Origin of the sequence: Chitinasiproducens palmae (assembly GCF_900095735.1) — a bacterium.
GTDB lineage: Bacteria > Pseudomonadota > Gammaproteobacteria > Burkholderiales > Burkholderiaceae > Chitinasiproducens > Chitinasiproducens palmae.
Map to the genome: position 1 here is coordinate 15,160 of NZ_FNLO01000012.1, position 23,271 is coordinate 38,430.

18 protein-coding genes are annotated in these 23,271 nt (G+C 66.2%); 9 read left to right on the forward strand and 9 right to left on the reverse strand.

Annotated features, from left to right (window positions below; translation table 11 throughout):
• Positions 1-281: 281 nt before the first annotated feature.
• From BLU54_RS17960 to BLU54_RS17970, 3 genes are all read left to right on the forward strand, one after another.
• Positions 282-1,709, forward strand: a complete 1,428-nt coding sequence (locus tag BLU54_RS17960; RefSeq protein WP_091911486.1) for an ATP-binding protein — start codon at positions 282-284, stop codon at positions 1,707-1,709.
• Between the two features lie 124 nt (positions 1,710-1,833).
• The gene (locus BLU54_RS17965) at positions 1,834-2,382 is read left to right on the forward strand and encodes a peroxiredoxin (RefSeq protein ID WP_091911488.1); all 549 of its coding nucleotides are present in this window, start codon (positions 1,834-1,836) and stop codon (positions 2,380-2,382) included.
• 61 nt (positions 2,383-2,443) lie between these two features.
• A complete protein-coding gene (locus tag BLU54_RS17970; protein WP_091911490.1) occupies positions 2,444-2,968 on the forward strand; it encodes a carboxymuconolactone decarboxylase family protein in 525 nt (174 codons plus the stop codon).
• 272 nt (positions 2,969-3,240) lie between these two features.
• Here the strand turns inward: BLU54_RS17970 and BLU54_RS17975 are convergent, their stop codons facing one another.
• Complete coding sequence (locus BLU54_RS17975; RefSeq protein ID WP_091911492.1) at positions 3,241-4,149, reverse strand: LysR family transcriptional regulator; 909 nt, start codon at positions 4,147-4,149, stop codon at positions 3,241-3,243.
• Positions 4,150-4,523: 374 nt separating this feature from the next.
• Here BLU54_RS17975 and BLU54_RS17980 point away from each other — a divergent pair, with 374 nt between their 5' ends.
• The gene (locus BLU54_RS17980) at positions 4,524-5,285 is read left to right on the forward strand and encodes a sulfite exporter TauE/SafE family protein (protein ID WP_091911494.1); all 762 of its coding nucleotides are present in this window, start codon (positions 4,524-4,526) and stop codon (positions 5,283-5,285) included.
• A gap of 23 nt (positions 5,286-5,308) precedes the next feature.
• Here BLU54_RS17980 and ispF read toward each other — a convergent pair whose 3' ends face one another.
• Positions 5,309-5,788 carry a 2-C-methyl-D-erythritol 2,4-cyclodiphosphate synthase gene (gene ispF / locus BLU54_RS17985; RefSeq protein ID WP_091911497.1) on the reverse strand — a complete coding sequence of 160 codons (480 nt, stop codon included), beginning with the start codon at positions 5,786-5,788 and terminating at the stop codon, positions 5,309-5,311.
• Between the two features lie 27 nt (positions 5,789-5,815).
• Positions 5,816-6,526, reverse strand: coding sequence for a 2-C-methyl-D-erythritol 4-phosphate cytidylyltransferase (gene ispD, locus BLU54_RS17990; RefSeq protein ID WP_091911500.1), 711 nt, complete (start codon positions 6,524-6,526; stop codon positions 5,816-5,818).
• A gap of 101 nt (positions 6,527-6,627) precedes the next feature.
• Here ispD and mfd point away from each other — a divergent pair, with 101 nt between their 5' ends.
• Together mfd and BLU54_RS18000 are read left to right on the forward strand one after the other, a co-directional pair.
• Complete coding sequence (mfd, locus tag BLU54_RS17995) at positions 6,628-10,233, forward strand: transcription-repair coupling factor (RefSeq protein ID WP_091911503.1); 3,606 nt, start codon at positions 6,628-6,630, stop codon at positions 10,231-10,233.
• Positions 10,234-10,621: 388 nt separating this feature from the next.
• Positions 10,622-11,650, forward strand: a complete 1,029-nt coding sequence (locus BLU54_RS18000; RefSeq protein WP_091911780.1) for a threonine ammonia-lyase — start codon at positions 10,622-10,624, stop codon at positions 11,648-11,650.
• Between the two features lie 236 nt (positions 11,651-11,886).
• Here the strand turns inward: BLU54_RS18000 and BLU54_RS18005 are convergent, their stop codons facing one another.
• The 5 genes from BLU54_RS18005 to BLU54_RS18025 all read right to left on the reverse strand — a co-directional run bounded on the left by BLU54_RS18005 (position 11,887) and on the right by BLU54_RS18025 (position 17,831).
• Positions 11,887-12,717, reverse strand: a complete 831-nt coding sequence (locus BLU54_RS18005; RefSeq protein WP_091911781.1) for an ABC transporter permease subunit — start codon at positions 12,715-12,717, stop codon at positions 11,887-11,889.
• 8 nt (positions 12,718-12,725) lie between these two features.
• Positions 12,726-13,634, reverse strand: a complete 909-nt coding sequence (locus BLU54_RS18010) for an ABC transporter permease subunit (protein ID WP_091911506.1) — start codon at positions 13,632-13,634, stop codon at positions 12,726-12,728.
• Complete coding sequence (locus tag BLU54_RS18015; protein WP_091911508.1) at positions 13,631-14,752, reverse strand: ABC transporter ATP-binding protein; 1,122 nt, start codon at positions 14,750-14,752, stop codon at positions 13,631-13,633. Before BLU54_RS18015 ends, BLU54_RS18010 begins: the two co-directional genes overlap by 4 nt.
• Before the next feature lie 38 nt (positions 14,753-14,790).
• Positions 14,791-16,005 carry a polyamine ABC transporter substrate-binding protein gene (locus BLU54_RS18020; protein WP_235838018.1) on the reverse strand — a complete coding sequence of 405 codons (1,215 nt, stop codon included), beginning with the start codon at positions 16,003-16,005 and terminating at the stop codon, positions 14,791-14,793.
• A gap of 614 nt (positions 16,006-16,619) precedes the next feature.
• Positions 16,620-17,831, reverse strand: coding sequence for a benzoate/H(+) symporter BenE family transporter (locus BLU54_RS18025; protein WP_091911510.1), 1,212 nt, complete (start codon positions 17,829-17,831; stop codon positions 16,620-16,622).
• 1,418 nt (positions 17,832-19,249) lie between these two features.
• Here BLU54_RS18025 and BLU54_RS18030 point away from each other — a divergent pair.
• Both BLU54_RS18030 and BLU54_RS18035 read left to right on the forward strand, forming a co-directional pair.
• Positions 19,250-20,659 carry an aromatic acid/H+ symport family MFS transporter gene (locus BLU54_RS18030; protein ID WP_091911513.1) on the forward strand — a complete coding sequence of 470 codons (1,410 nt, stop codon included), beginning with the start codon at positions 19,250-19,252 and terminating at the stop codon, positions 20,657-20,659.
• 23 nt (positions 20,660-20,682) lie between these two features.
• Complete coding sequence (locus tag BLU54_RS18035; RefSeq protein ID WP_091911515.1) at positions 20,683-20,910, forward strand: hypothetical protein; 228 nt, start codon at positions 20,683-20,685, stop codon at positions 20,908-20,910.
• A 6-nt stretch (positions 20,911-20,916) separates the two neighbouring features.
• Here BLU54_RS18035 and BLU54_RS18040 read toward each other — a convergent pair whose 3' ends face one another.
• On the reverse strand, positions 20,917-21,765 hold the full coding sequence (locus tag BLU54_RS18040) for a TetR/AcrR family transcriptional regulator (protein ID WP_091911517.1): 849 nt from the start codon (positions 21,763-21,765) through the stop codon (positions 20,917-20,919).
• 272 nt (positions 21,766-22,037) lie between these two features.
• On the opposite strand from BLU54_RS18040, the gene BLU54_RS18045 reads away from it, so the two are divergent.
• The gene (locus BLU54_RS18045) at positions 22,038-23,249 is read left to right on the forward strand and encodes an FAD-dependent monooxygenase (protein ID WP_091911520.1); all 1,212 of its coding nucleotides are present in this window, start codon (positions 22,038-22,040) and stop codon (positions 23,247-23,249) included.
• Positions 23,250-23,271 lie beyond the last annotated feature (22 nt).

A 23,271-nucleotide genomic window follows, 5' to 3' on the forward strand; every position in this document is an offset into this window, starting at 1 on the left:
GTGGCGCGCCCAGGTAGCGCAACGAGTCGGATTGCCTTGCAACGGCGCGCTGCTTCGCACAAGCGCCGCCCGACCGATCGTCCAACCGCCCGACGTCTTGACCGGGTTCGGCGAACCCAGGGGCCGGTCAGACAGGCTGCGCCCACCCTTGCAACACTTTATCCGCTGCCGCCGAAGATGCGGCATCGGCGCGGCGCAGCTGCCGCGCACTCAAGCAGCGCCAAGCGTCAAACACGGCCCCAAGCAACATTGCCGTCCTACTCCCCCTCACCGCTCCGGCGATGCGCTTCGATCGACGCCTCTCCACCCTCGCCTTTGGCGGCCTGTTCTGGCGCACCTTCCTGCTGATCGCGCTGCTGATTACGGTCAGTCTGGGCGCATGGTTTCAAAGCTTCCGGGTCATCGAGCGGGAACCCAGGGCGCAGCGCGTCGCGCTGCAACTGATCAGCATCGTCAAGCTGACGCGCGCGGCGCTGCTCTATTCCGACCCGGACCTGCGACGCGCGCTGTTGCAGGACCTAGAGAACAACGAGGGCGTGCGGGTATATCCGCGCGAGGCCGCGGATCGCTACACACCGCAGCCAGCGCAGCCACTGAACCATTCGATCGAAACCCTGGTCCGGCAGCGCCTGGGCGACGACACCGTCTTCGCTTCCTCGGTCAACAACATCAGTGGCGTCTGGATCAGCTTCAAGATCGACGACGACGATTATTGGGTGGCGTTGAACCGCGACCAGCTCGACAACGTAACGGGTTTGCAGTGGCTGGGCTGGGGGGCCTTTGCTTTCTTCCTGTCGCTGTTCGGCGCGGCGTTCATCACGAGCCTGGTCAATCGGCCATTTGCCCGACTTGCACGTGCCGCCCGCAAGGTAGGCCTGGGCCAGATGCCCGACCCCTTGCCCGAGCGTGGGCTCGGCGTCGCCGCCAAGACCAATCGCAGCTTCAACCAGATGGTTCGCGAACTGCAACGCCTGGACGCCGACCGTGCGTTGATGCTTGCCGGGATCTCGCATGACCTGCGCACGCCGCTGGCCCGTCTTCGGCTCGAAACCGAGATGAGTCCGGTGGACGAGGCGTCCCGCGACGCGATGATCGACGATATCGAGCAGATGGACCGGATCATCGGCCGCTTTCTCGACTACGCTCGGCCGGCGAAACGCGAGGCCGAGCGCGTCGATGTCTCGACGCTCGTCGCCGAGGCGGCGCAGCGGATCGCCCACGACGGTCAGGCCACGGTGGAGATGCGGATCGAACCGTCGCTGGTGGTGCGCGCCGACCATACGGATCTGCGCCGGGTCATCGTCAATCTGCTCGAAAACGCGAAGAAATATGGTCGCACCGACGATGCGCCGGCGCATATCACGGTCCAAGTGGCGCGCGTGGACGGTCGCGTCTGCATCGAGGTGCTCGATCAGGGCCCGGGGATTCCGGAAGACCAACTGGCGCTGGTGACGCGTCCGTTCTACCGGGTAGACACCGCCCGCACCAAGGCCGACGGCACTGGCCTTGGCATGGCTATCGTCGAGCGCCTGGTCACGCGTCACAAAGGCCAGCTAGTGTTGCGGAATCGGGTACCGGGCCCTGGCCTGGCGGTGTCGATCGATCTGCCGCTGGCGGACGAAGTCACGTTGCTCGACGATGACGGAGACGCTTCGCCGGCGAGTGACGAGGGCGCCGGGGATGGGAAACGTTCTGTCTCGGAGCGATAGCCGTCCCGGGCGTCATGATTAATATTTTCTATTGCAAAACGCTTTTAATAGGTATAAATTGTCGTTTGTCCGCTGCGCATCCGTTTGACCGCGTGGCTTCTTCCGCAACCGATCAGGAGCTTTTATGAAGACTGTTGGCGATAAGCTTGAAGCATTCACCGTTGTAGCTGCCAAGCCCGGCTTCAACAACCACGAAGAAAATGGCGTGTCGGCCTTCGAGACGATCACCGAGCAGTCGTTCCCGGGCAAGTGGAAGATCATCTACTTCTACCCGAAGGACTTCACGTTCGTGTGCCCGACCGAAATCGTCGAATTCGGCAAGCTGACGAACGACTTCAACGACCGCGACGCGGTCCTGCTCGGCGGCAGCGTCGACAACGAATTCGTCAAGCTTGCATGGCGCCGCGAGCACAAGGATCTGGACAAGCTGAACCACTACTCGTTCGCCGATGTGAAGGGCGAACTGGTCGACCAACTTGGCATCCGTGACAAGAACGCCGGCGTTGCACTGCGCGCCACGTTCATCGTCGACCCGGAAAACGTCATCCAGCACGTCAGCGTCAACAACCTCGACGTCGGTCGTAATCCGGAAGAAACGCTGCGTATCCTCGACGGTCTGCAGACTGGCGAACTGTGCGCTTGCAACCGCTCGCTCGGCGGCAACACGCTGTAAGCTTTGTGCCCAAGCCCGCGTTCGCGCGGGCTTTTTCCGGCCTAACCGATAGGAGATTTCAATGGAATTCCTCGCCTCGATTAAAGAACTCGTCCCCGACTACGCGAAGGACATCCGTCTCAACGTGGACAGCGTAATCGGCCGCTCGTCGCTGCAAGGCAGCGATGCTGCCGGCGTGGCACTGGCCGCGGCGTTCGCTGCCAAGAGCCCGAAGTTGGTCGAGATCATCCGCAACGCGGGCGTGCTGGCGCCGGAAGAAGTCACCGCAGTGCTGACTGCCTCTGCGTTGATGGGCATGAACAACGTCTATTACCCGTTCGTCGAGATGTCGGGCGAAGCCAGCCTGCGCACCGCGCAAGCCGGCCTGCGCATGAACGCCTACGCGACGCACGGTGGCGTCGACAAGCGCCGCTTCGAGCTGTACGCGCTGGCCGCCTCGATCATCGGCAAGTGCCACTTCTGCGTGAAGTCGCACTTCGAGAATCTGGTCAAGGAAGGCATGGAAGTGAAGCAGTTGCAAGACGCCGGCCGCATCGCCTCGGTGATCAACGCCGTGTCGCAGATCCTGGTCGCCGAAGGCAAGTAAAACCGGCCGCGACGCACAGAACGGCACCGCCCGACGGTCCGCCGATGCCGGCGGAAACGTCGCGCGGTGCCGTTCTGCTTTCGACGCGACGATGTCGCTGGCTCATGCGTATCGGTCTCGTGGCGGTCTCGTGCCCGCCCCCAGCCGGTCCTGCGCCGATCCCGCAGACGTCAGTGCCAATCGGCATCGCGCACGGCAGCCGCTGACGCATCGCCGCCGCCGGCGCGCGTGACATGCGTCGGCTCATCGCGGTCATGCGCGGTCATGCGCGGTCATGCGCGGGCACCGCGTCGCGCCGCGGCGCCACGAAGCGAGGCCGCGCAGGCTTCGGTCAATGCCGCGGCGTCATTCCTGCGCAGCATGCCCACCGTGGTGCTGGCGTCGACGTCATTGAGCACGACGAACCCCACCTCCGGCGGTGCGATCAAGCGCATCCCGTCCGGCACGATGCTGACGCCGAAACCGGCTGCGACGAGATTCAGTTGCGTGGTCTTGCGAGAAGTCGCGCGTGCCCCGCGCGGAAAGAAACCATGGCGCAGGCACAACTCCGCGACGCGAAAACCGAGCCCGCCTCGCTCGGCATGCGGCTGACTGACAAACGCTTCGTCTCGCAGATCGGCGAGCGAACAGGACGGCAGTCTCGCCAGCCGATGGCCAGGCGGCACGGCCAGATACAAGCGTTCGTCGAACAATGCTTCGACACTCACGTCAGCGTGAACCAGCGTGACCGGCAGACGCACCAGTCCAAGGTCGCTGCGACCCTCGACCAACTCGGTTGCCTGATGGTCCGAGGTCATCTGCGAAACGTCGAGCGACGCGCCGGGCTGCGCATCGAGAAAACGCTGCAGCGCCGCGAGCAGGTCGCGACCGAGCACGACCGAACTGGAATGCACGAGCCGGACGATACCCTCCCCGCCACGCTCGGTTTGCCGCGCCTGCAACAGCGTGTCGTTCAATCCGAACAGCAGGCGCTTCGCGCCATCGTAGAACGTCCGCCCGGCCGGCGTCAGTGTGGTCTGGCGCCCGGCACGCGACAACAGCACGACCTGCGCGGACTGTTCCAGATCGCGAATCTGCCGGCTGAGCGCCGATTGCGCGACGAACAGACGCTCGGCGGCCGCGCTGAAACTCCCGGCTTCGACCACCTCGACGAAATACCGCAACTGCCTGAGCGACACCATTACCTTCACCGTTGATCCGCGCGTCGGCGGCCATCGTATCCGTCGATGCAACGACGCATTATGCCGTTTCAAGATGGATACGCATCAAAACGATATTGGTCAGGCCAGCGCGCACTTAATACAGTGTGCGCTGCACCTCGCCGCGCGAGGACGGCAGAAAGGCGGGACGGCAGAAAGGCGCAGCGACAGTGCAATGGCGCAGGAAGGCCGCGATGCTGCAGTGCCGAACTGCCGCCGTGCGATCGACGATCACGGCGGCGCAGCGGCGCCGACGCCAGCGTCGATGGCAACCGTCAGCGGCAACCGTCAATGGCGACGGGCCGACGCTTGACGGGTCGGCTCGCCGCGTGCCGCAATCCGACCAGGAGAAACCGATGTCCGCGATGTTCATGTTGCCGTTCGACGCGGCACAACTGGCGATAATCTGGCTCGGCGTGACGCTCGCCTACGTGGTCTTTGGCATCGCAGGCTTCGGAACGGCACTGATCGCCGCGCCGTTGCTCGCGCAATTCATGCCGCTTTCCCGCATCGTGCCACTGCTGGCGTTGTTGGACTTCTCCGCGGCCGCGTTGAACCTGCTGCGCGAGGGACGCCGCGCCCAGCTTGCGGAGCTGCGGCGCATCGTCCCGGCGATGCTTGTCGGCAGTGCGCTCGGCGCCCTTTTGCTACTGATCGCGCGGCCCGACACGCTGCTACTGTTGCTCGGCATCTTCGTCGTCGCCTACGCCGCATATGCGCTGTCCGGCTACCGGCCGGCGCGCCGTTTCCGCGCCTCGCTGGCATGGGCCTTCGGAACGGTCGGCGGCGTATTCAGCGCGATGTTCGGCAGCGGCGGCTTCATCTATGCGATCTTCCTGGCGGGCCGGCTCGACGACAAGACGCAGATACGGGCGACGCAAAGCACGCTGATCGGCCTCTCGACCCTGACGCGCTTGTTGCTGTTCGCCGGCGCGGGCGTGTACGCGGACGCGGCTTTGCTGCGCCTTGCCGGCCTGCTGCTGCCGGCAATGCTGATCGGTGTCTGGCTTGGGCGGCATATCACCCTGCGACTGTCGCGCGAGCAGTTCGTGCGGCTGGTGAACGTACTGGTGCTGTTCTCGGGCGTGGCGGTGCTGGTGCGCTACTTCAGCACATGATTCCGATGCGCCCCTACGCTCGTCTACGCGCGCTGCAGCAAGACGACAGCCTGCGCCTCGATCGCTTCGGCACGGCCCAGATAACCCAGCTTCTCGTTGGTCTTCGCCTTGACGTTGACGCGGCCAGCCTCGATGCCGAGGTCCGCTGCCACGGTCGTGCGAATCGTCTCGATATGGGGGGCGAGCTTTGGCGCCTGCGCGATCAACGTGCTGTCGAGGTTGACCACCTGCCAGCCGTCGCGATGCACCAGCGCGACGATCTCGCGCAGGAGCCGGCGGCTGTCGGCACCGGCGAACGCGGGGTCGGTGTCGGAGAAATGTCGGCCGATGTCACCAAGGGCGGCAGCGCCGAGCAAGGCGTCGGTGATCGCATGCAACAGCACATCGGCGTCGGAGTGGCCGAGCAGCCCCTGGCTGTGCGGGATCGTCACGCCGCCAATCACAAGGGGACGTCCGTCGACCAGACGATGAACGTCATAGCCCTGCCCAATCCGTAGATCCATCATTGCTTCCTTGTTGAACGCGCCGAATCAGCGCAGCAGGTCGTCGGCCAGCGCGAAATCGTCCGGCCAGGTGACTTTGAAATTGCGCAGGCTGCCGGGCACCAGGATCGGCCGCAGGCCCATCGCTTCGATCGCGCTTGCCTCGTCGGTCACCGCTTCGCCGCTTGCCAGCGCGGCATCCAGCGCCTCGCGCAGCATGCCCAGGCGGAACATCTGCGGCGTTTGTGCCAGCCACAGACCGTCGCGCGACTCGGTGCGCAGGACGCGCTGCGCCGCGTCGGCGTCGCGGAGATCGGCTTCGCCGCGCTTGAGCGTGTCCGCCAGCGGCAAGGCGAGCAAGCCGCCGACCGCATCGTCGCGCACCGCAGCGATCAGCCGCCGAATCAGCGCTGGCGTGATGCCCGGACGCGCCGCGTCATGCACCAACACCCAGTCGTTGTCGCGCGCACCGAAGTCCGGCAGCTCGTGGAGCGTGTTGAGCACCGTCTCGTGCCGCGTCGCGCCGCCACAGCGCCGCACCGCGTAACGCAGGTTGGCGAAGCGGCGCGGGTCGAAATGCCCATCTTCCGGCGACAGCGCGACAACGGTCTGGGCAAACTCGGGGCATCCGTCGAAGCCGCCGAGCGCGTGCTGCAGCAGGCTTTTCCCGGCCACCGTCCGGTACTGCTTGGGCACCGGCGCACCGGCGCGCTGGCCGGTGCCGGCGCAGGGAATGACGGCGAACAGTCGATCGTTCAAGGCGCGGCTACAGGTGAAAGTCGAGGACGGATTCTATAATAAGCGGTTCCGTCGGGCGCCGTCGATTCTCGGCGGACGCCACGGAAGTCCAAGCGCCCAACATGTCCGACAAGAAACCGTCTTCGTCCGCCACCGTCTCCCTTGTCAAAGAAGGTCACCGTCACGTCGTCGACGGCATTGCCGGCTCCGCCGACGCGCTGGTCATCGCGCGCTATCTGCAAAGCCACCGTGCACAACTGGCGATGCTCGCAGTGGTCTGCGCGAATGCCAGCGACGCGCAGCGCCTGCTCGCCGAGATCGCCTACTTCGCGCCGCAGGCGCGTGTGCGGGTACTGCCCGACTGGGAGACGCTGCCGTACGACACCTTTTCACCGCACCAGGATCTGGTCTCTGAACGACTCGCCACCCTGCACGATCTCAGCGCCGGCCGCTGCGACGTCCTGCTCGTGCCGGCCAGCACGGCGCTATACCGGATGCCGCCGGCCGCGTTCATGGCCGCCTACACGTTCGAGTTCGCGCAAAACCAGAAGCTCGACGAGGCCAAGCTGCGCGCGCAATTGACGCTGGCCAGCTACGAACATGTGAATCAGGTGGTGCGCCCGGGCGAATACTGCGTGCGCGGCAGCCTGATCGATCTGTTTCCAATGGGTTCGGCACTGCCCTACCGTATCGACCTGTTCGACGACCAGGTGGACTCGATCCGCGCGTTCGACCCGGACAGCCAGCGCAGCCTGTACCCGGTGAAGGACATCCGCCTGCTGCCGGGGCGCGAGTTTCCGTTCGACGAAGCCGCGCGCACGGCTTTCCGCAAGCGCTGGCGGGAAACCTTCGAGGGCGATCCGAGCCGCGCGACGATCTATCGCGACGCGGGCAACGGTGTGCCGTCCGGCGGCATCGAATATTACCTGCCGCTGTTCTTCGACGAGACAGCGACCCTGTTCGACTATCTGCCGGCCGGCTCGCAACTCGTCACGGTCGGCGATCTCGACGAAGCGATGAGCCGCTTCATGCGCGACACCGAGCAGCGCTATGGCTTCCTGTCGCACGACAGCGAGCGTCCGATTCTCGATCCGTCGCGCCTTTTCCTCTCCAGCGAAGCCTTCTTCGCCCGCGCGCGCGGCCTGGCCCGGCTGGTGCTGCGTCGCGACGTGCCCGCCACCGATGCCACCAACGCCACCGACGCCGCCAACGCCACTGGCGGCACTGACGACTCGGCGGCAAGCGCGACGGCAGCGGGCGCGGCACACGCGGACCGCCCGAGCGGCGAAGCGGCGAGTGCACGCGCGCCGCGCAAGCATGCGCCTGTCGCACTGCCGTTGCCGTCGCTGTCGGTGGACCGCCGATCCGACGACCCGCTCGCCGCCTTGCGCGGCTTCACGCACGGCGCTTATCGCGTGCTGCTGGCCGCCGAGTCGGCCGGCCGGCGGGAAACGATCGCGCAGTTGCTGATCGACAATCGCATGCCGGCCGCGCCGGTGGACGATTTCGCGTCGTTCCTGGCGAGCGACGTGGCTTTCGGCCTTGGCGTGGCACCGCTCGCCACCGGCTTCGTCCTGCCCGACGCGCGCGTCGCGGTGGTCACCGAGACCGAACTGTACGGTGCGCTGGCCCGCCGCACGCAACGCCGGCGCCAGGAGCAGACCAGCTCGGTCGACGAGATGGTGCGCGATCTTTCCGAGCTGAAGATCGGCGATCCGATCGTGCACAGCCAGCACGGTATCGGCCGCTACCTCGGCCTGGCGACGATGGACCTGGGCGAAGGCGACACCGAATTCCTGCATCTGGAATACGCCGGTCCGAGCAAGCTGTACGTGCCGGTGGCTCATCTGCATCTGATCTCGCGCTACAGCGGCGCCGATCCGGATACCGCGCCGCTGCACGCGCTCGGCTCCGGGCAATGGGACAAGGCGCGCCGGCGCGCGGCGAAGCACATCCGCGACACCGCGGCCGAACTGCTCAATCTGTATGCCCGCCGCGCCGCGCGCACCGGGCACGCGTTCGAGCTGTCGCCGCGCGACTACGAAACCTTCGCCGAGAGTTTCGGCTTCGAGGAAACGCCGGACCAGGCCGCGGCGATCAACGCGGTCATCAACGACATGACGTCGGGCCAGCCGATGGACCGGCTCGTCTGCGGCGACGTGGGCTTCGGCAAGACCGAGGTCGCGCTGCGCGCCGCGTTCATCGCGGTGCTCGGCGGCAAGCAGGTCGCGCTGCTGTGCCCGACCACGCTGCTGGCCGAACAGCACTTCCAGACCTTCACCGATCGCTTCTCGCAATGGCCGGTGCGCATCGCGGAATTGTCTCGCTTCAAGAGCGGCAAGGAGACGACGCAGGCGGTGAAGGCATTGGCCAGCGGCGACGTCGACATCGTGATCGGCACGCACAAGCTGCTCTCGCAGGACGTCGTCTTCAAGCGACTGGGCCTGGTGATCATCGACGAGGAACACCGCTTTGGCGTGCGCCAGAAGGAAACTCTCAAGGCGCTGCGCGCCGAGGTCGACATCCTGACGTTGACCGCGACCCCGATTCCGCGCACGCTCGGCATGGCCCTCGAAGGCCTGCGGGAATTCTCGGTGATTGCGACCGCGCCACAGAAGCGGCTCGCGATCAAGACCTTCGTGCGCCGCGAGGACGACAGCGTGATCCGCGAGGCGATGCTGCGCGAGCTCAAGCGCGGCGGACAGGTCTACTTTCTGCACAACGAAGTCGAGACTATCGAAAATCGCCGCACCATGCTCGAGGCCTTGGTACCGGAGGCGCGGATCGTCGTCGCGCACGGCCAGATGAACGAGCGCGAACTGGAGCGCGTGATGCGCGACTTCATCGGTCGTCGCGCCAATGTGCTGCTTTGCACCACGATCATCGAAACCGGCATCGACGTGCCGAACGCCAACACCATCCTGATTCACCGCTCCGACCGCTTCGGCCTGGCGCAGTTGCACCAGTTGCGCGGCCGGGTCGGCCGCTCGCATCACCAAGCCTACGCCTATCTGCTGGTTCGCGACCCGGAGACGCTCACCTCGCAGGCGACGCGTCGACTGGAGGCCATCCAACAGATGGAGGAACTGGGCGCCGGCTTCTACCTCGCGATGCACGACCTCGAAATCCGTGGCGCGGGCGAAGTGCTCGGCGACAAGCAGTCCGGCGAGATTCACGAGATCGGTTTCCAGTTATACACGGACATGCTGGCCGACGCCGTCGATGCGCTGCGGGCCGGGCGGGAGCCCGATCTGACCGCGCCGTTGGCCGCGACGACGGAGATCAACCTGCACGTGCCGGCGATCCTCCCCGCTGACTATTGCGGCGACGTGCAAGAGCGTTTGACGCTGTACAAGCGGCTGGCGAGCTGCACGACCTTCGATGCGGTGGACGCGGTGCACGAGGAGTTGATCGACCGCTTCGGCAAGCTGCCGCCGCAGGCCGTGGCCCTGGTCGAGACACATCGCTTGCGGCTGATGGCGAAACCGCTCGGCGTGGCGAAGATCGACGCGAGCGAGGTCGCGGTGGGCATTCAGTTCGTGCCGGACCCGCCGATCGACGCGATGCGCATCATCGAGATGGTGCAGAAGAACCGCCACGTCAAGCTCGCCGGCCAGGACCGCCTGCGTCTGGAAATCCCCACGCCGGACCTGCCGGCGCGCATCGCGCTGCTGAAGGACACGCTGCGCCAACTCGGGCGCGCCGAGACGGCCGGCGCCGCGCGTTGAGCGCACGCGCGCCTGCCGGACCATCGCGAGGCCGGCAACGGCACGTCGGACACCGGCAGCAGCCGCGCGTGCGCGCGTTGCCGATCCGTTCCGGTGGCTTTGGATCGCGCGGCATCGTGGCGCTGGGCGCGCGCTCGACACGGAGCCACGCATGCTGCTCCGCAGCATGCGGCGCCTTCGCCAACACGGCGTGCCTGGCGACGCGCGCCGCGCACGTTCGGCGTTCGGTGCCGCACTTGTCAGCGTCGACACGATCGGCTAGGGTTTGCCTGAAACACAAACCGATGCAGACATGTGCGCCCCGCGTGGTCGCGGGCAGCAATGCCGGCCGGCCGCGCCCCCGCTTCGCAGGACGATGCGCTCGCGCATTGCACGGATACCAGACAAGATGACAGTCCTCAACGCTCCGTTGCCTGAGGCGATCGGCGACATTCGGGTGCCGACGTTCGACGACATCGCGCGCCATCACCACGCGCTGGCGCCCTGGGTGGTGCGCACGCCGGTCTTCGAGAAGCATGACTTCTTCTCGCTCGAGGACACCCCGGTCCAGTTCAAGTTCGAGATGTTGCAGCTGGCCGGCACCTTCCGCACGCGGGCGGCGTTCTCGAACATGTTGACCCTGACCGACGCGCAGCGCAGCCGCGGCGTGGTGTGCGTCAGCATGGGCGACCAGGCGGTCGCGGTGGCCTACGCGGCGCGCCGGCTCGGGGTCGGCGCGAAAGCGGTGATGCTGCGCAGCGCGCCGCTCGCGCGCGTCGAGGCGTGCGCGCGCTTGCAGGCGGAAATCGTCTTCGCCGACGACGGCGCCCAGGCCTATGCGATCGCCGAGCGCCTGAGCGTCGACGAAGGCCTGCACCTGATCCATCCGTTCAGCGGCTACCAGACCACGCTCGGCAATGCCACGCTGGGTTACGAATGGGCGACCCAGTCGGCAAACCTCGATGCGCTGATCCTGCCGGTCGGCAGCGGCGGGCTGGCCGCCTCGGTCGCGCTCGCGTTTCGGTATGCGCATCCCGATTGCGAGATATTCGGTGTCGAGCCGGAGGGCGCGAACGTCGTATCGCGCAGCCTCGCCGCGGGCTATCCGGTGCGGCTGGCCGAGATGAACAGTATCGCCGACAGCCTGATGACGCCATTCACCGAAACGTACAGCTTCGAATTATGTCGGCGCCTGCTGAGCGACGTGGTGACGGTGAGCGACATGGCGCTTGCGAACGCGATGCTGGCGCTGTTCGAGCAGGTCAAGCTGGGTGTCGAACCGTCATGCGCCGCACCGCTGGCCGCCCTGCTCGGCCCCCTGCGCACGCGCCTGGCGGGCCGCCGGGTCGGCCTGATGCTGTGCGGCAGCAATATCAGTTCGGATGTCTTTTCGCATTATCTGCAACGGGCGCGCACTGCGCGCGAACAGCGCAACTGAGCGCCTCGCGCACGCATGCAGGCGGATGCGCGCCAGACACCGATGCACGGATGCCGGCAGGCATGCGCGCCCTCCCGGCAGGCTGCGCTGGCCTGGCCGCTCGGTTAGACGCGACGCACGGCAACACAGCGCACGGCAGCCCACGGTAGCGAACGACAGCGGCGCGGTGCGGCGGCCAGCGCGGCGGAACGGCAGCGCACCGATGGCGCCGGACATACGAGGGTGGGAGCGCCCGCTCAGTCCGTTGCGAGATGACGCGGCCGCCGGCTGCGGCGGGCGCGGGCCAGCATCACGCCGTTGATCAGCACCACGCCGACCGTCACCACCGCGATCACCAGCGTCGCCAGCGCGTTCATCTCTGGGTTCAGGCCCAGACGCACCCGCGAGAACACCACCAGCGGCAGCGTCGTCGAGCCCGGTCCCGACAGGAACGCCGACAGCACGACGTCGTCGAACGACAGCGTGAAGGCCAGCAGCCAGCCCGCCAGGAGCGCCTGCGACAGCATCGGCACCGTGATCACGAAGAACACCTTCAACGGCGTCGCCCCCAGGTCGAGAGCGGCCTCTTCCACCGAGCGATCCAGTTCCCGCACGCGGGACTGCACGATGATCGCGACGTACGACAGGCACATCATCACGTGGCCCAGCCAGATCGTCAGGAAGCCGCGCCCACCCGGCCAGCCGAGCCACTTCTGCATTTCCACGAACAGCAGCAGCAGCGAGATGCCCTGGATCACTTCAGGGATCACCAGCGGCGCGTTGATCATGCCCGCGTAGAGCGTCGCGCCGCGGAAACGGCCCATGCGGGCCAGCACAAAGCCGGCCCAGGTGCCGATCACGACCGATGCGCAGGCGGTGGCGGCGGCGATCTTCACCGACAGCCAGAACGCCTGGACCAGTTCGTCGTCCTGCCACAGCGCCGCATACCAGCGCAGCGAGAAGCCGCTCCACACCGTGACCAGCTTGGACGCGTTGAACGAATAGACGATCAGGCTGACGATCGGCGCGTACAGAAACAGGAAGCCCAGCCCCAGTGCGGCGACCTGCAGCGTGCGATTCGGACGCAGCGGCGTGCTCATCGGCGGCGCTCCTCGGCTGCCACCTGGGTACGCTGGAAGAACGCCATCGGCACCAGCAGCAGCACGACCATTGCGCAAGTCACCGCCGAGGCCATCGGCCAGTCCGCATTGCCGAAGAACTCGTTCCACATCACACGCCCGATCATCAACGTGTTCGCGCCGCCGAGCAGCTCCGGAATCACGTATTCGCCGACCGCCGGGATGAAGACGAGCAGGCAGCCGGCAAGCACGCCGTTGCGCGACAGCGGCAAGGTGATCTTCCAGAACGCGGTCCACGGCGTCGCGCCGAGATCATAGGCGGCTTCGAGCAGCCGCACGTCCATGCGCGCCAGATGCGCATACAGCGGCATGATCAGGAATGGCAGATAGGTATAGACCATGCCGATGTACACCGCCCACTCGGTGCGGTACAGCTCCACCGGGTCGTGGGTGATGCCCAGCCAGAGCAGCGCCTGATTCAGCAGACCGTTGTTCTTCAGGATGCCGATCCACGCGTACACACGGATCAGGAACGAGGTCCAGAACGGCAGCATCACGGCCATCAGCAGCAGCGGCCGCGCGGCCGGCGACGAACGTGCGATGTAGTACGCCATCGGATACCCGATCAACAGGCAGCACAGCGTCGAGATCGCCGCGATCCGTAGCGAACTGAGATAGGTATCGAGATACAGCCCGTCCGTCAGCAGGAAAACGTAGTGCGAGAACTGCAGTGTCAGGTGCAGGGTCGCGTCGCGCAGCTCGACCAGCGGCGTGTACGGCGGCACGCCGAGTTCCAGTTCGGCGAAGCTGATCTTGACGACCAGCAGGAACGGCACGAAGAACAGCAGCAGCAGCCAGAGGTACGGACCGGCGATGACCAGGCTGCGACCCGACGGGCGCCAGCGGCGCGGCGGCAGCGCGCTCATGCCGGCAGGACCACGCCGGCGGATGCACCCCAGCGCAGGTAGACGGTCGCGCCCGCCGCGGGCAGCGCCTCGCCCGGCATTGCCGACGACACCTGGGCCGTCACGGCCTTGCCGCTCGGCAGAACCAGATGGTAATGGCTGTAGGCGCCCATGTAGGCGCGGTTCGCGACGCGCGCCTCGGTCCAGTTGAAGTCGCCCGTCGGCGGCTGATCGACGACGGCAATGCGTTCGGGACGCAGCGAGACGGATACGGCCATGCCCAGCGGACCGGTGATGCCATGGTTGATGTACAGGCGCCGCGGCAGGTCCGGCGATTCGACGTAGACGTGGTCGGGCTCGTCCTCGACGACGCGCCCGTCGAACAGATTGGTCGACCCGATGAATTGCGCGACGAAGCGGCAGTTCGGATAGTTGTAAACCTCGTCGGGGCGGCCCACCTGCAGGATCTCGCCCTCGTTCATCACCGCGACGCGGCTGGCCATCGTCATCGCCTCTTCCTGGTCGTGGGTGACCATGATGCAGGTGACGCCGACTTGCTTGAGGATCTCGACCAGTTCGATCTGGGTACGCTGGCGGATCTGCTTGTCGAGCGCGGACATCGGCTCGTCGAGCAGCAGCAGTTTCGGCCGCTTGATCAGACTGCGCGCAAGGGCGACCCGCTGCTGCTGACCGCCGGAAAGCTGGTCCGGACGACGGCCGGCGTAGCGCGACATCTGCACCAGCTCGAGCGCGTGCGCGACGCGTTCGCGTATATCGGCGCGCGGCAGGCCTTCCTGCTTCAGGCCGAAGGCGACGTTGGCCGCGACATTCATGTGCGGGAACAGCGCGTAGGACTGGAACATCATGTTCACCGGCCGCCGGTACGGCGGCAGGTCGGCCATGTCCTGGCCGTCGATCAGGATGCGGCCCGCGCTCAGCGTCTCGAAGCCGGCCAGCATGCGCAGCAGCGTCGACTTGCCGCAGCCGGAGCTGCCCAGCAGCGCGAACAGCTCGTTGCGCCGCACCGACACGCTGACGTCGCGCACCGCGGTGGTCTCGCCATACCGCTTCACCACGTCGACGATCTGCACGAACCGGGCGTCGTCCGACGCGCCCGTCTGGCTGGGAGACTCACTCATGCTTCGGCTTTCAAAACGGTGGTGGGCGCGTCCGGCGTTCAGCGACCCGACTTGAACTGGGTCCAGAGGCGGGTCATCAGGCGCGCGATGTCCGGCGGCATCGGCTTGAGCAGGAACAGGCTCTTCAGCACCTCGGGCGGCGGATAGATCGCCGGATCCTTCGCGACCTCCGGCGAGACGTATTTACGCGCCTCCAGGTTGGCACTCGGATAGTAGACCGCGTTGGTGATCGCCGCATGCACCTGCGGCGTCTCGATATAGTTGATCCAGCGCAGCGCTTCCTGCTGGTTCTTCGCATCCTTCGGGATCACCATCACGTCGAACCAGATCGGCGCGCCGCCTTTCGGAATGAAATACTGAATCGTGTACGGCTTGCGTGCCTCGGCGGCCCGACGCCGCGCGATCGAGACGTCGCCCGACCAGCCGAACGTGAAGCAGATGTCGCCGCCGACCAGATCGTTGATGTAGCCCGACGAACTGAATTGAGTGATGGCCGGCCGGATCGTCTTCAGCAGTTCGTAGGCCGCCTGATAGTCGGCCGGCTTGGTGCTGGCCGGATCGCGACCCAGATAATGCAGCGCGGCCGCGAACATCTGGTCCGGCGCGTCGAGCACCGAGACGCCGCAGCTCTTCAGCTTGCCGATGTTTTCAGGCTTGAACAGCACGTCCCAACTGTCGAGCGCAACGTTCGGCCCGAGGATCTTTCTCGCCTTGTCGACGTTGTAGCCCAGTCCGGTGGTGCCGAACGCCCAGGGCACCGCGTATTTGTTGCCCGGGTCCGCACCCGCCACCAGTGCCATCAACTGCGGATCGAGATACTTGAGATTCGGCAGCTTCGACTTGTCCAGCGGTGCGAACAGGCCGGCGGCGATCTGCCGGCCGGCGTAGTTGCTGGTCGGCGCAACGACGTCATAGCCGGAGTTGCCGGTCAGCAGCTTGGCCTGCAGCGTGTCGTCGCTGTCGTAGACGTCATAGCGCACCGTGATCCCCGTCTGCTTCTCGAAATTGGGGATGGTGTCCTTCGCGATGTAGTCGGACCAGTTGTAAACGTTGAGCTGCGCCGCGGATGCGGCGCCGGCCACGCAACACAGCGTGGCGCCGACGAGGACAGCGAGGGCAGCGCGTCCGGGCCCACGGCCGCTTGTCGCCGGCTGGACGGACGAACGGCGCAGCGAGGCCATCCATCCCGCAAAGAGACCCGCGCCACGACGCGCCGAGCCCGCATCGTTGCCAGCCAATCGTGCCGCCTTCATCGCATTCTCCTTTCAATCCAGTCGCGCCACGTGCCGTCGCGCGCCTCGCCCGACAATCGCGAAAAACCCGAACGCTACCATTAAACGAACGCCACGCAAAAAAAATTTGCGGTACCGGCCGCGCCATCCCGAAAGACGCGCGGAAGTCTGCTTGGCGCGGCCCGCCGAGGTCGGCCGAGGTCGGCCGGCCGTCGCCCGCATCACCTCGAACGGTGCACCGTCAAGCCCTGTTCAGGGGAGCGCGCCACCTCCGCACCCGGTGCCGCCGGCTGACGGCCGGCCTTGGCGACCGCCGCGACGGTCATTTCTATCGGGCTTGGACCGCCAATAGCCTGGGATCGTCCGTTCGGTGCTTGCCTGCTCGGTGCTGGCGCCAACCCCGAAGGTATCAGGCCCCGGCCGACCACGCCGGCGCCCGGTTCAATGACAGCGGGCAGGCGGGATGGAACACCGGATTTTGCGCGGTGACGGAACGCGCTCGTCGGCGCGCGCTGGACGCGCCGTGCCCTGCTCTGCCGCCGGCACACCGGGGCCGGCGCGTTCACCTTGGCGGCGGCGCGGCACGCCCGCCCTCGATGCGAGCGCGCGCCGTCGTGCGATACGGCGCGGAACCGCTATCGCCGCGGCGAACTGGCCGGCCGGTCGGTCTCGATCAGATGGCAGACCGCACAGCCGGCAAGCACGCCCCAGAATGCCGAGCCGATGCCGAAGAAGCTCACGCCGCTCAGCACCACCACGAACACCACCAGTGCGCTGAGCGGAACGGTCGAAGAGAAGGCGGCGACGAACGATTTCTTGAGCACGCGCAGCAGGGCCAGACCGGCGATGATTGCCACGAACGCCGTCGGCAGCGTCGCGAGCAGCCGCGCATAAGCGGTGGCGAACAAGCCGATCGCGACGAACATCACGCCGGCGAGCACCGCACCGATGTAATGCTTGCCGCGCGTGCCCGCCGAGACCAGAATCGCATTGGAGGGTCCAGCCAGCACCGACGGACAAGCGCCGAACGGCGCGGTCAGCGCGGTCAGAATGCCGCTGGCCACCGTGATGCCCCGCAGCGACGCCGGATGGCCTGCCGCACGCAGCACGGCAATGCCCTGCGCATTCTGCACAAACAGCATCGTGATCAGCATTGGCACCGCCATTTCGGCGATAGCGTTCAGGCGGAACGTCGGTAACACGATCACGGGCGTGGCGATCCACGCGCCGCTGCCGCTGTGCAGCGAGAAACCGCTGGCGGACACTGTGATGGCGCCGGCGAGCAAGGCACCGATGATCGGCGGCAGCGGGCAGCGGCCGCGCTGTTCGAACCATGTCAGGAGAAAGAACACGCCGAGCATCGCGGCGCCGACCAGCGGCGCGCTGACGCTGGCATGGACGACGTCCACCACATATTTGAGAAACAGCGCGGCGATCATCGCCATCACGACTGGCATCGGCACCCATTTGTCGAGCACGGCGACCAGGTTCGTCACGCCCAGCACGATCAACACCGCGGCGCAGAACAGATAGGTGCCGATCGCCGCGCCGAAGCCGTAATGGCTGACGATCGGCGCAACGAACAAGGTGCCCGGGATGGTCCAGAGAAACAGCAGCGGCTGGCGCGTGCGCCAACTGACGAAGATACTCGACACGCCATTGACGGCCAGCGCCGCGAACAGCCATGACGAGGTCTGCTGCGCGGACAGCCCCGCATCCCGAGCGGCCGTCATGATGATCGCCACAGGTCCGGTCGCGGAGAACGCGACGCTCACGAAGGCCAGGGTGAGATAGACGAACCAGCGGTGCTCGACACCCGGGCCGACACTTGAGCTGCGACTTGCCATCAAAACGCTCTCCTGAATTCAAACACCGGCTCGCCGTCCGGCGCACGTCGCGGCGAACACCGCATTCATCGTGCGCCTGCCCCGGCTGCAGACCGTCAGACACGAGCGCGTCCTCGCATCGAACACGGCGCCGTCGCGAGGTTCGAAAGACAAGACCGCTCACATGCACTTGCCGATGCCCGAGCCCCCGTAGCGATGACGATGGCAAGCGCGAACGCGACGGGCCTGCATTGCTGATCGACCGCATCGACAAGTGAGCGCGCGGCAACGTTCGATGCGCTCGGCATGACGCGCTCACTGACGGCACCCATCGACGCGCGCCGCGCTTGGCCCTACGCCGCTACCGCTGACCGGCACTCGCGCGGCACCGGCGGTCGCCTTGCTGCAAATGCCGCACAGGCCGCACGCTCAGCAAGCGAAACCGGTGGGACCTCGCACTGCGCATCGTGTGGGCGACGCGCCTTCGGCGCGGAATGATACTGCTTTCGCGGAGATATCGCGGAGATATCGCGTCGGGGCATTGCACCGGGAACGCCGACATGCGCATGACAGTGGCGTCGACGGAGCAACAGAAGGCGATGCCCTTCCATCCCGTAACTGCGGTCGACGCCGCGGCCTGCGCCGGCGGAACTGTCGCTATTCGCCGACGCATCGCAGCCGGCCTGGTCGTGACTTGCCGACTGCAAGCCGGACACCAGGGCAATGCACGCGTGCGTGGGCCGGTGAGCGCGACACACGCTGCACGCTTCATGCCGTCCGCGCCTCTCGCCAGTTTGCGCGGAAAGCTCGGCGCCAAGTTTGTTTTTCCAACCTTATGCATCAACCTCCTGCAGCTACCTCATGCATCAGCGTCGCTCGACCACGCGAGCGCGAACACCGCATGTCGTGCTCGTGCGGGCTTGCGCTTCACACACGGCCCTCTCCGCCTGCGCGTGCTTGCAGGCGGTGAAGCACCTCGACGCGATGCAGGCCGCCATCTCCGCGTCGTAAGCGCAGTGCACACCGCGATGCACGGCAGCGAAGCGAGCCGCAATCCAACGCGCGTGAGCCCAACGAGTGGTGCCCACTCGGTGCCGACAAGCACGCGACTCGCGCAGCCCGGCATCGGCACGACGCGGCGAGGCAGGTGCCGCGGACGACTGTCAGTTCACGCATGCGAAGCGGCCGCGCGCAGTGTTGCACCGAGCCGTTCAGCGCGCGCCTACGCGCACCTACGCGTCGGCGTTTTCACTTATTTTTGATCGATTGCACTTATTAATTATAGGTACATATAATAAAAACACGTCGCAAACGGTGGGCCCCTCTTCGCACGATCCAGCACGATCCAGCACGATCCAGCATGACCCGGCACGATCCGGCATCTGCCGGCTTGAACGCATTCATGGACGGCACGCGCCGTCGACAACGAGGAGTTGTACATGTCGCAAGCACAGATTCAGTCGGGGCCGACCTTCCCGCCGCGCGTGGAGGACCCGCCGGCGCCCGGTCGCGCCGAGACGTGGAGCGCAGACGTGGTCGTCGAGCGGTTTATCGACGCGCATCCATTTTCCCGTTCCCAGTGGCTGTTGATGGGCCTGTGCTTTCTGATCGTCCTGGTCGACGGCGTCGACACGGCCGCCATCGGCTACATCGGACCGTCGCTGGTGAGGGACTGGGGCATCAGCAAGGCCGCGCTGGGCCCGGTACTCAGCGCCGCGTTGTTCGGGCTGGCCGCGGGCGCGGTCGTCTCCGGGCCGGCAGCCGACCGCTTCGGGCGCCGTGGCGTGTTGATCGCGTCCACCGTGTTTTTCGGCGCGATGAGCATCGCCACCGCGTTCTGCGGCTCGGTCGAATCGCTGGTGACACTGCGCTTCCTGACCGGCATCGGCCTGGGCGCGGCGATTCCGAATGCCATCACCCTCGTCTCCGAATATGCGCCGGCACGGAGCCGCGCGATCATCGTCAACACCACGTACTGCGGCTTCTCGGTCGGCGCAGCCGTCGGCGGCTTCATCTCGTCGTGGTTGATCCCGACGTTCGGCTGGCACAGCCTGTTTCTGGTCGGCGGCATCGCGCCGCTGGTGCTGGTGGTCGGCGTGGTGCTGTGGGTGCCGGAGTCAGTCCGCTACATGGTCAAGCACGGCGCGCCGAAGGAGCGAATCCACGCGCCGCTCAGCCGTATCGCGCCGCTCGATTTGTCGCGAGTGCACGCATTCAGGCTGGCGGAGCGCGGTGAAACAGCGGCCAGGACCTCGGTCGGCGAGATTCTGTCGCGGCGCTTCTGCGTCGGCACGCTGATGCTGTGGCTGACGTACTTCATGGGCCTGGTGATCTTCTACCTGCTGATGAGCTGGATGCCCTTGCTGATGAACGAGGCCGGCTTCACGCCCGCGCGCGCCGCCCTGCTGACCGCGCTGTTCCCGCTCGGCGGCGGCATCGGAACCGTTGTGTCGGGGTGGCTGATGGACCGCTGGAACGCAAACATCGTCGTGATGCTCGGGTATCTGCTCACCGCCGTGTTCATCTTCATCGTCGGACAAGCGATGGGCAGCATCGGGCTGGTCAGCGCGCTGATCTTCCTGGCCGGCACGACGATGAACGGGGCGCAATCGTCGATGCCTTCGCTGGCCGCGATGTTCTACCCGACGCAAAGCCGCGCCACCGGCGTGTCGTGGATGTATGGGGTCGGTCGTTTCGGCGGCATCGCCGGCGTCGCGCTGGGCGGCTTGTTCTCGGCGTGGCAGTTGGGCCTGCCCGCCGTGTTCGCGCTGCTCGCCATCCCGTCCGTGATCGCCGGCCTCGCGATCTTCGTCAAGTATCGCGCCGGCGGCCCGGCGCTCATTCAATGAATGCAACCCAAGGAAAGGAAGACATGAGTCAGGAACTCGATGCATTGACGGGCAAGGTGCACGGCCTCACCGCCGCGCTAAGCATCATCGCCGCGGCGCTGCCGCAATCGGCCTCGGCGGACGTGCAGGAAACACTGCGCGATCTCATCGGCGAAACCTCGTCGTCCGACCTGTCCGCCGCGACGCGCGACGCGATGCACGGCGTGGTCCGGCAGGTCATCGACTCGATGGAAATCGGCTTGCGGCGCTGAACGACGTCAGGCGGCCGACGCTGCCTTTGGCGTCTTCCTTGGCGCGCCACGCGTCGACTTGGCCGCGGCACGCTTTGCTGCGGTCCCGGTCACGGGCCGGCTTCGAGCGGTGGCGGTGGCGGGGGCGGTGGCGGTGTTGGTGGCGGTGGCGCTGGCCGCGGCCTCCAGCCCGCCAACGATGAAACTGGTCAGTTGCGCCAGGGTTTCCTCGGCATCCATCGGATCGCAGGCATCCTTCGACAGCACGTCGAGGCGGTGCGTATCGGAAAAAGCGTACAGATACGCGCCCACCATCGCGGTCACGCGCCAATACAGATCCTTCGCAGGCAGCGCCGGCAGCGCAGCACGCAACGCAGCCACGTAGGTGTCGGTGGAATCGCCATACGCGGTACTGCGCAGGCTGTAGGAAATCTCCGGCGGCTCCGTATGCAGCCGCGCTTGCAGCCGAATGAACGCTCGCCCGCCTTCGGACTTGCGCAGCGCCACGAGGGGCAGCAGGAAGGCTCGCACGATCTCCGTCACGCTGGCCGCCTCGCCGCTCTCGGTCAGTTCTGCCAGACGCGCCATCCGTTCGGCGGAAATCAATGTCGCGCGCCGCAGGAACACCTGTTCGAACAGCTGCTGCTTGGTGCCGAAGTAATACGTGATCAGCGCCTGGGTGACATCGCAGGACGCCGCGACCTCCTTCAGCGACGTACCGGCATAGCCGCGCTGCGAAAAATCGACTTCGGCGGCATCGAGGATGTTCTCGCGCTGATTCATGTTGCCGGTCGGGCGACCGAGCCGCTTGCGCGCGCCGGGCGCGCCGCGCGTTGCAGCGGCAACAGGCGCGGGATGGATGTTCTCTTTTTTCATGCCCTTCGGATTCTGCCGTATGGGTGTGTCTCGAGCGGTGCGTCGCCACGTGCTTCCTGTTGTGCCTCGCACAGCACGTGATCTTGCGCTTCGCATTGCCGTCCGTGGCCCAGAGGTCAGCGGATAACCGCCATATTTTACGGGGCTTTCTCGAGTCCGGGCGGCAATGCCACGGTTGCCGGCACTGGGGTCGAATCCGCGTTGCATTTATTTATACGCCCATATAATATTGATCGCATGATCAAGACTACACCCACCAGGGACGAGACAATATGAGCAGAACTCTTCGTGTCGGCGTGATCGGCGGCGGCATCGGCGGCGCGGCGTTGGCGGGCGCGCTCGCGCAACAAGGCATCGAAGTGCGACTCTTCGAGCGTGCCAGCGCGTTCGGCGAAGTCGGCGCCGGCATCCAGATGACGCCGAACGCAGTCAAGGTGCTGCGTGCGCTCGGTCTGGGCGATGCGCTCGCGGACGTCGCGTTCCTGCCGCAGGCCATTGTCGGACGCGACTGGGAAACGGCGCGCGAGAGCTTCCGCACCCCGCTCGCCGGCGTTTGCGAGGAGCTGTATGGCGCCCCGTTCTTCCATGTGCACCGCGCCGACCTGCATCACATCCTGACCACCATCGTTCCGAGCGACGCCGCGCGGCTGTCGACGACCTGCGTCGACGTCCGGCAGGAAGATGACAAGGCGGTGGCGGTGTTCGAGGACGGCAGCGAATTCGAAGCCGACCTGATCGTCGGCGCGGACGGTGTGCGTTCCGTGGTCCGCGCGAAGCTGTTCGGCCAGGAAGCGCCTCGCTTCACCGGCAATATGTGTTTCCGCGCGGTCGTCCCGTTCGACGCGATGCCCGCCTTCGTGAGCCCCGATTCCTCGTTCTGGCTTGGGCCCCATGCCCACGTCGTGACCTACTACGTGCGCCGCGGCAAGGCAGTCAACATCGTGGCGGTCGCGGAAACGGAGAACTGGGTCGAGGAATCGTGGCATGCAAAGAGCAGCCGCGAAGAACTGCTTGCCACGTTCGAGGGCTGGCATCCAAACCTGCAGCGACTGTTCGAGCGCGCGGACTCGGTTTTCAAGTGGGGCCTGTTCGATCGCGACCCGATGACCGAGTGGTCGCGCGGCAACATCACCCTCCTCGGCGATGCGTGCCATCCGATGCTGCCATTCCTCTCGCAAGGCGCGGCGATGGCGATCGAGGACGGCTACGTGCTGGCCAAGTCGCTCGGCGCGCATGGCAACGACATCGCGAGCGCGCTGCGCGACTACCAGGCCGAACGCCTGCCGCGCACCCGCCGTGTGCAGTTGGAATCGCGCGCGCGCGGCAAGACCTACCACCTGCCGAGCGCGTTCGCGCAGCGCAAGCGCGACCTCATCTACAAATTCAAGTCCTACCTGAATCCGCAAGCGTCCGGCATCCAGGCGAACTGGGTCTATGCCTACAGCGCGACCGACTTCGCGCCGCGTGCACTGGCTGCCGCCTGACCATTCATCGAGAGACCAATCG

What these genes read in the sequence shown, in the direction of transcription:
- BLU54_RS17960 (WP_091911486.1), top strand. Translation starts at nt 282, where the DNA reads ATGCGCTTCGATCGACGCCTCTCCACCCTCGCCTTTGGCGGCCTGTTC.
- BLU54_RS17965 (WP_091911488.1), top strand. Translation starts at nt 1,834, where the DNA reads ATGAAGACTGTTGGCGATAAGCTTGAAGCATTCACCGTTGTAGCTGCC.
- BLU54_RS17970 (WP_091911490.1), top strand. Translation starts at nt 2,444, where the DNA reads ATGGAATTCCTCGCCTCGATTAAAGAACTCGTCCCCGACTACGCGAAG.
- BLU54_RS17975 (WP_091911492.1), bottom strand. Translation starts at nt 4,149, where the DNA reads ATGGTGTCGCTCAGGCAGTTGCGGTATTTCGTCGAGGTGGTCGAAGCC.
- BLU54_RS17980 (WP_091911494.1), top strand. Translation starts at nt 4,524, where the DNA reads ATGTCCGCGATGTTCATGTTGCCGTTCGACGCGGCACAACTGGCGATA.
- ispF (WP_091911497.1), bottom strand. Translation starts at nt 5,788, where the DNA reads ATGGATCTACGGATTGGGCAGGGCTATGACGTTCATCGTCTGGTCGAC.
- mfd (WP_091911503.1), top strand. Translation starts at nt 6,628, where the DNA reads ATGTCCGACAAGAAACCGTCTTCGTCCGCCACCGTCTCCCTTGTCAAA.
- BLU54_RS18000 (WP_091911780.1), top strand. Translation starts at nt 10,622, where the DNA reads ATGACAGTCCTCAACGCTCCGTTGCCTGAGGCGATCGGCGACATTCGG.
- BLU54_RS18010 (WP_091911506.1), bottom strand. Translation starts at nt 13,634, where the DNA reads ATGAGCGCGCTGCCGCCGCGCCGCTGGCGCCCGTCGGGTCGCAGCCTG.
- BLU54_RS18015 (WP_091911508.1), bottom strand. Translation starts at nt 14,752, where the DNA reads ATGAGTGAGTCTCCCAGCCAGACGGGCGCGTCGGACGACGCCCGGTTC.
- BLU54_RS18020 (WP_235838018.1), bottom strand. Translation starts at nt 16,005, where the DNA reads ATGAAGGCGGCACGATTGGCTGGCAACGATGCGGGCTCGGCGCGTCGT.
- BLU54_RS18025 (WP_091911510.1), bottom strand. Translation starts at nt 17,831, where the DNA reads ATGGCAAGTCGCAGCTCAAGTGTCGGCCCGGGTGTCGAGCACCGCTGG.
- BLU54_RS18030 (WP_091911513.1), top strand. Translation starts at nt 19,250, where the DNA reads ATGTCGCAAGCACAGATTCAGTCGGGGCCGACCTTCCCGCCGCGCGTG.
- BLU54_RS18035 (WP_091911515.1), top strand. Translation starts at nt 20,683, where the DNA reads ATGAGTCAGGAACTCGATGCATTGACGGGCAAGGTGCACGGCCTCACC.
- BLU54_RS18040 (WP_091911517.1), bottom strand. Translation starts at nt 21,765, where the DNA reads ATGAAAAAAGAGAACATCCATCCCGCGCCTGTTGCCGCTGCAACGCGC.
- BLU54_RS18045 (WP_091911520.1), top strand. Translation starts at nt 22,038, where the DNA reads ATGAGCAGAACTCTTCGTGTCGGCGTGATCGGCGGCGGCATCGGCGGC.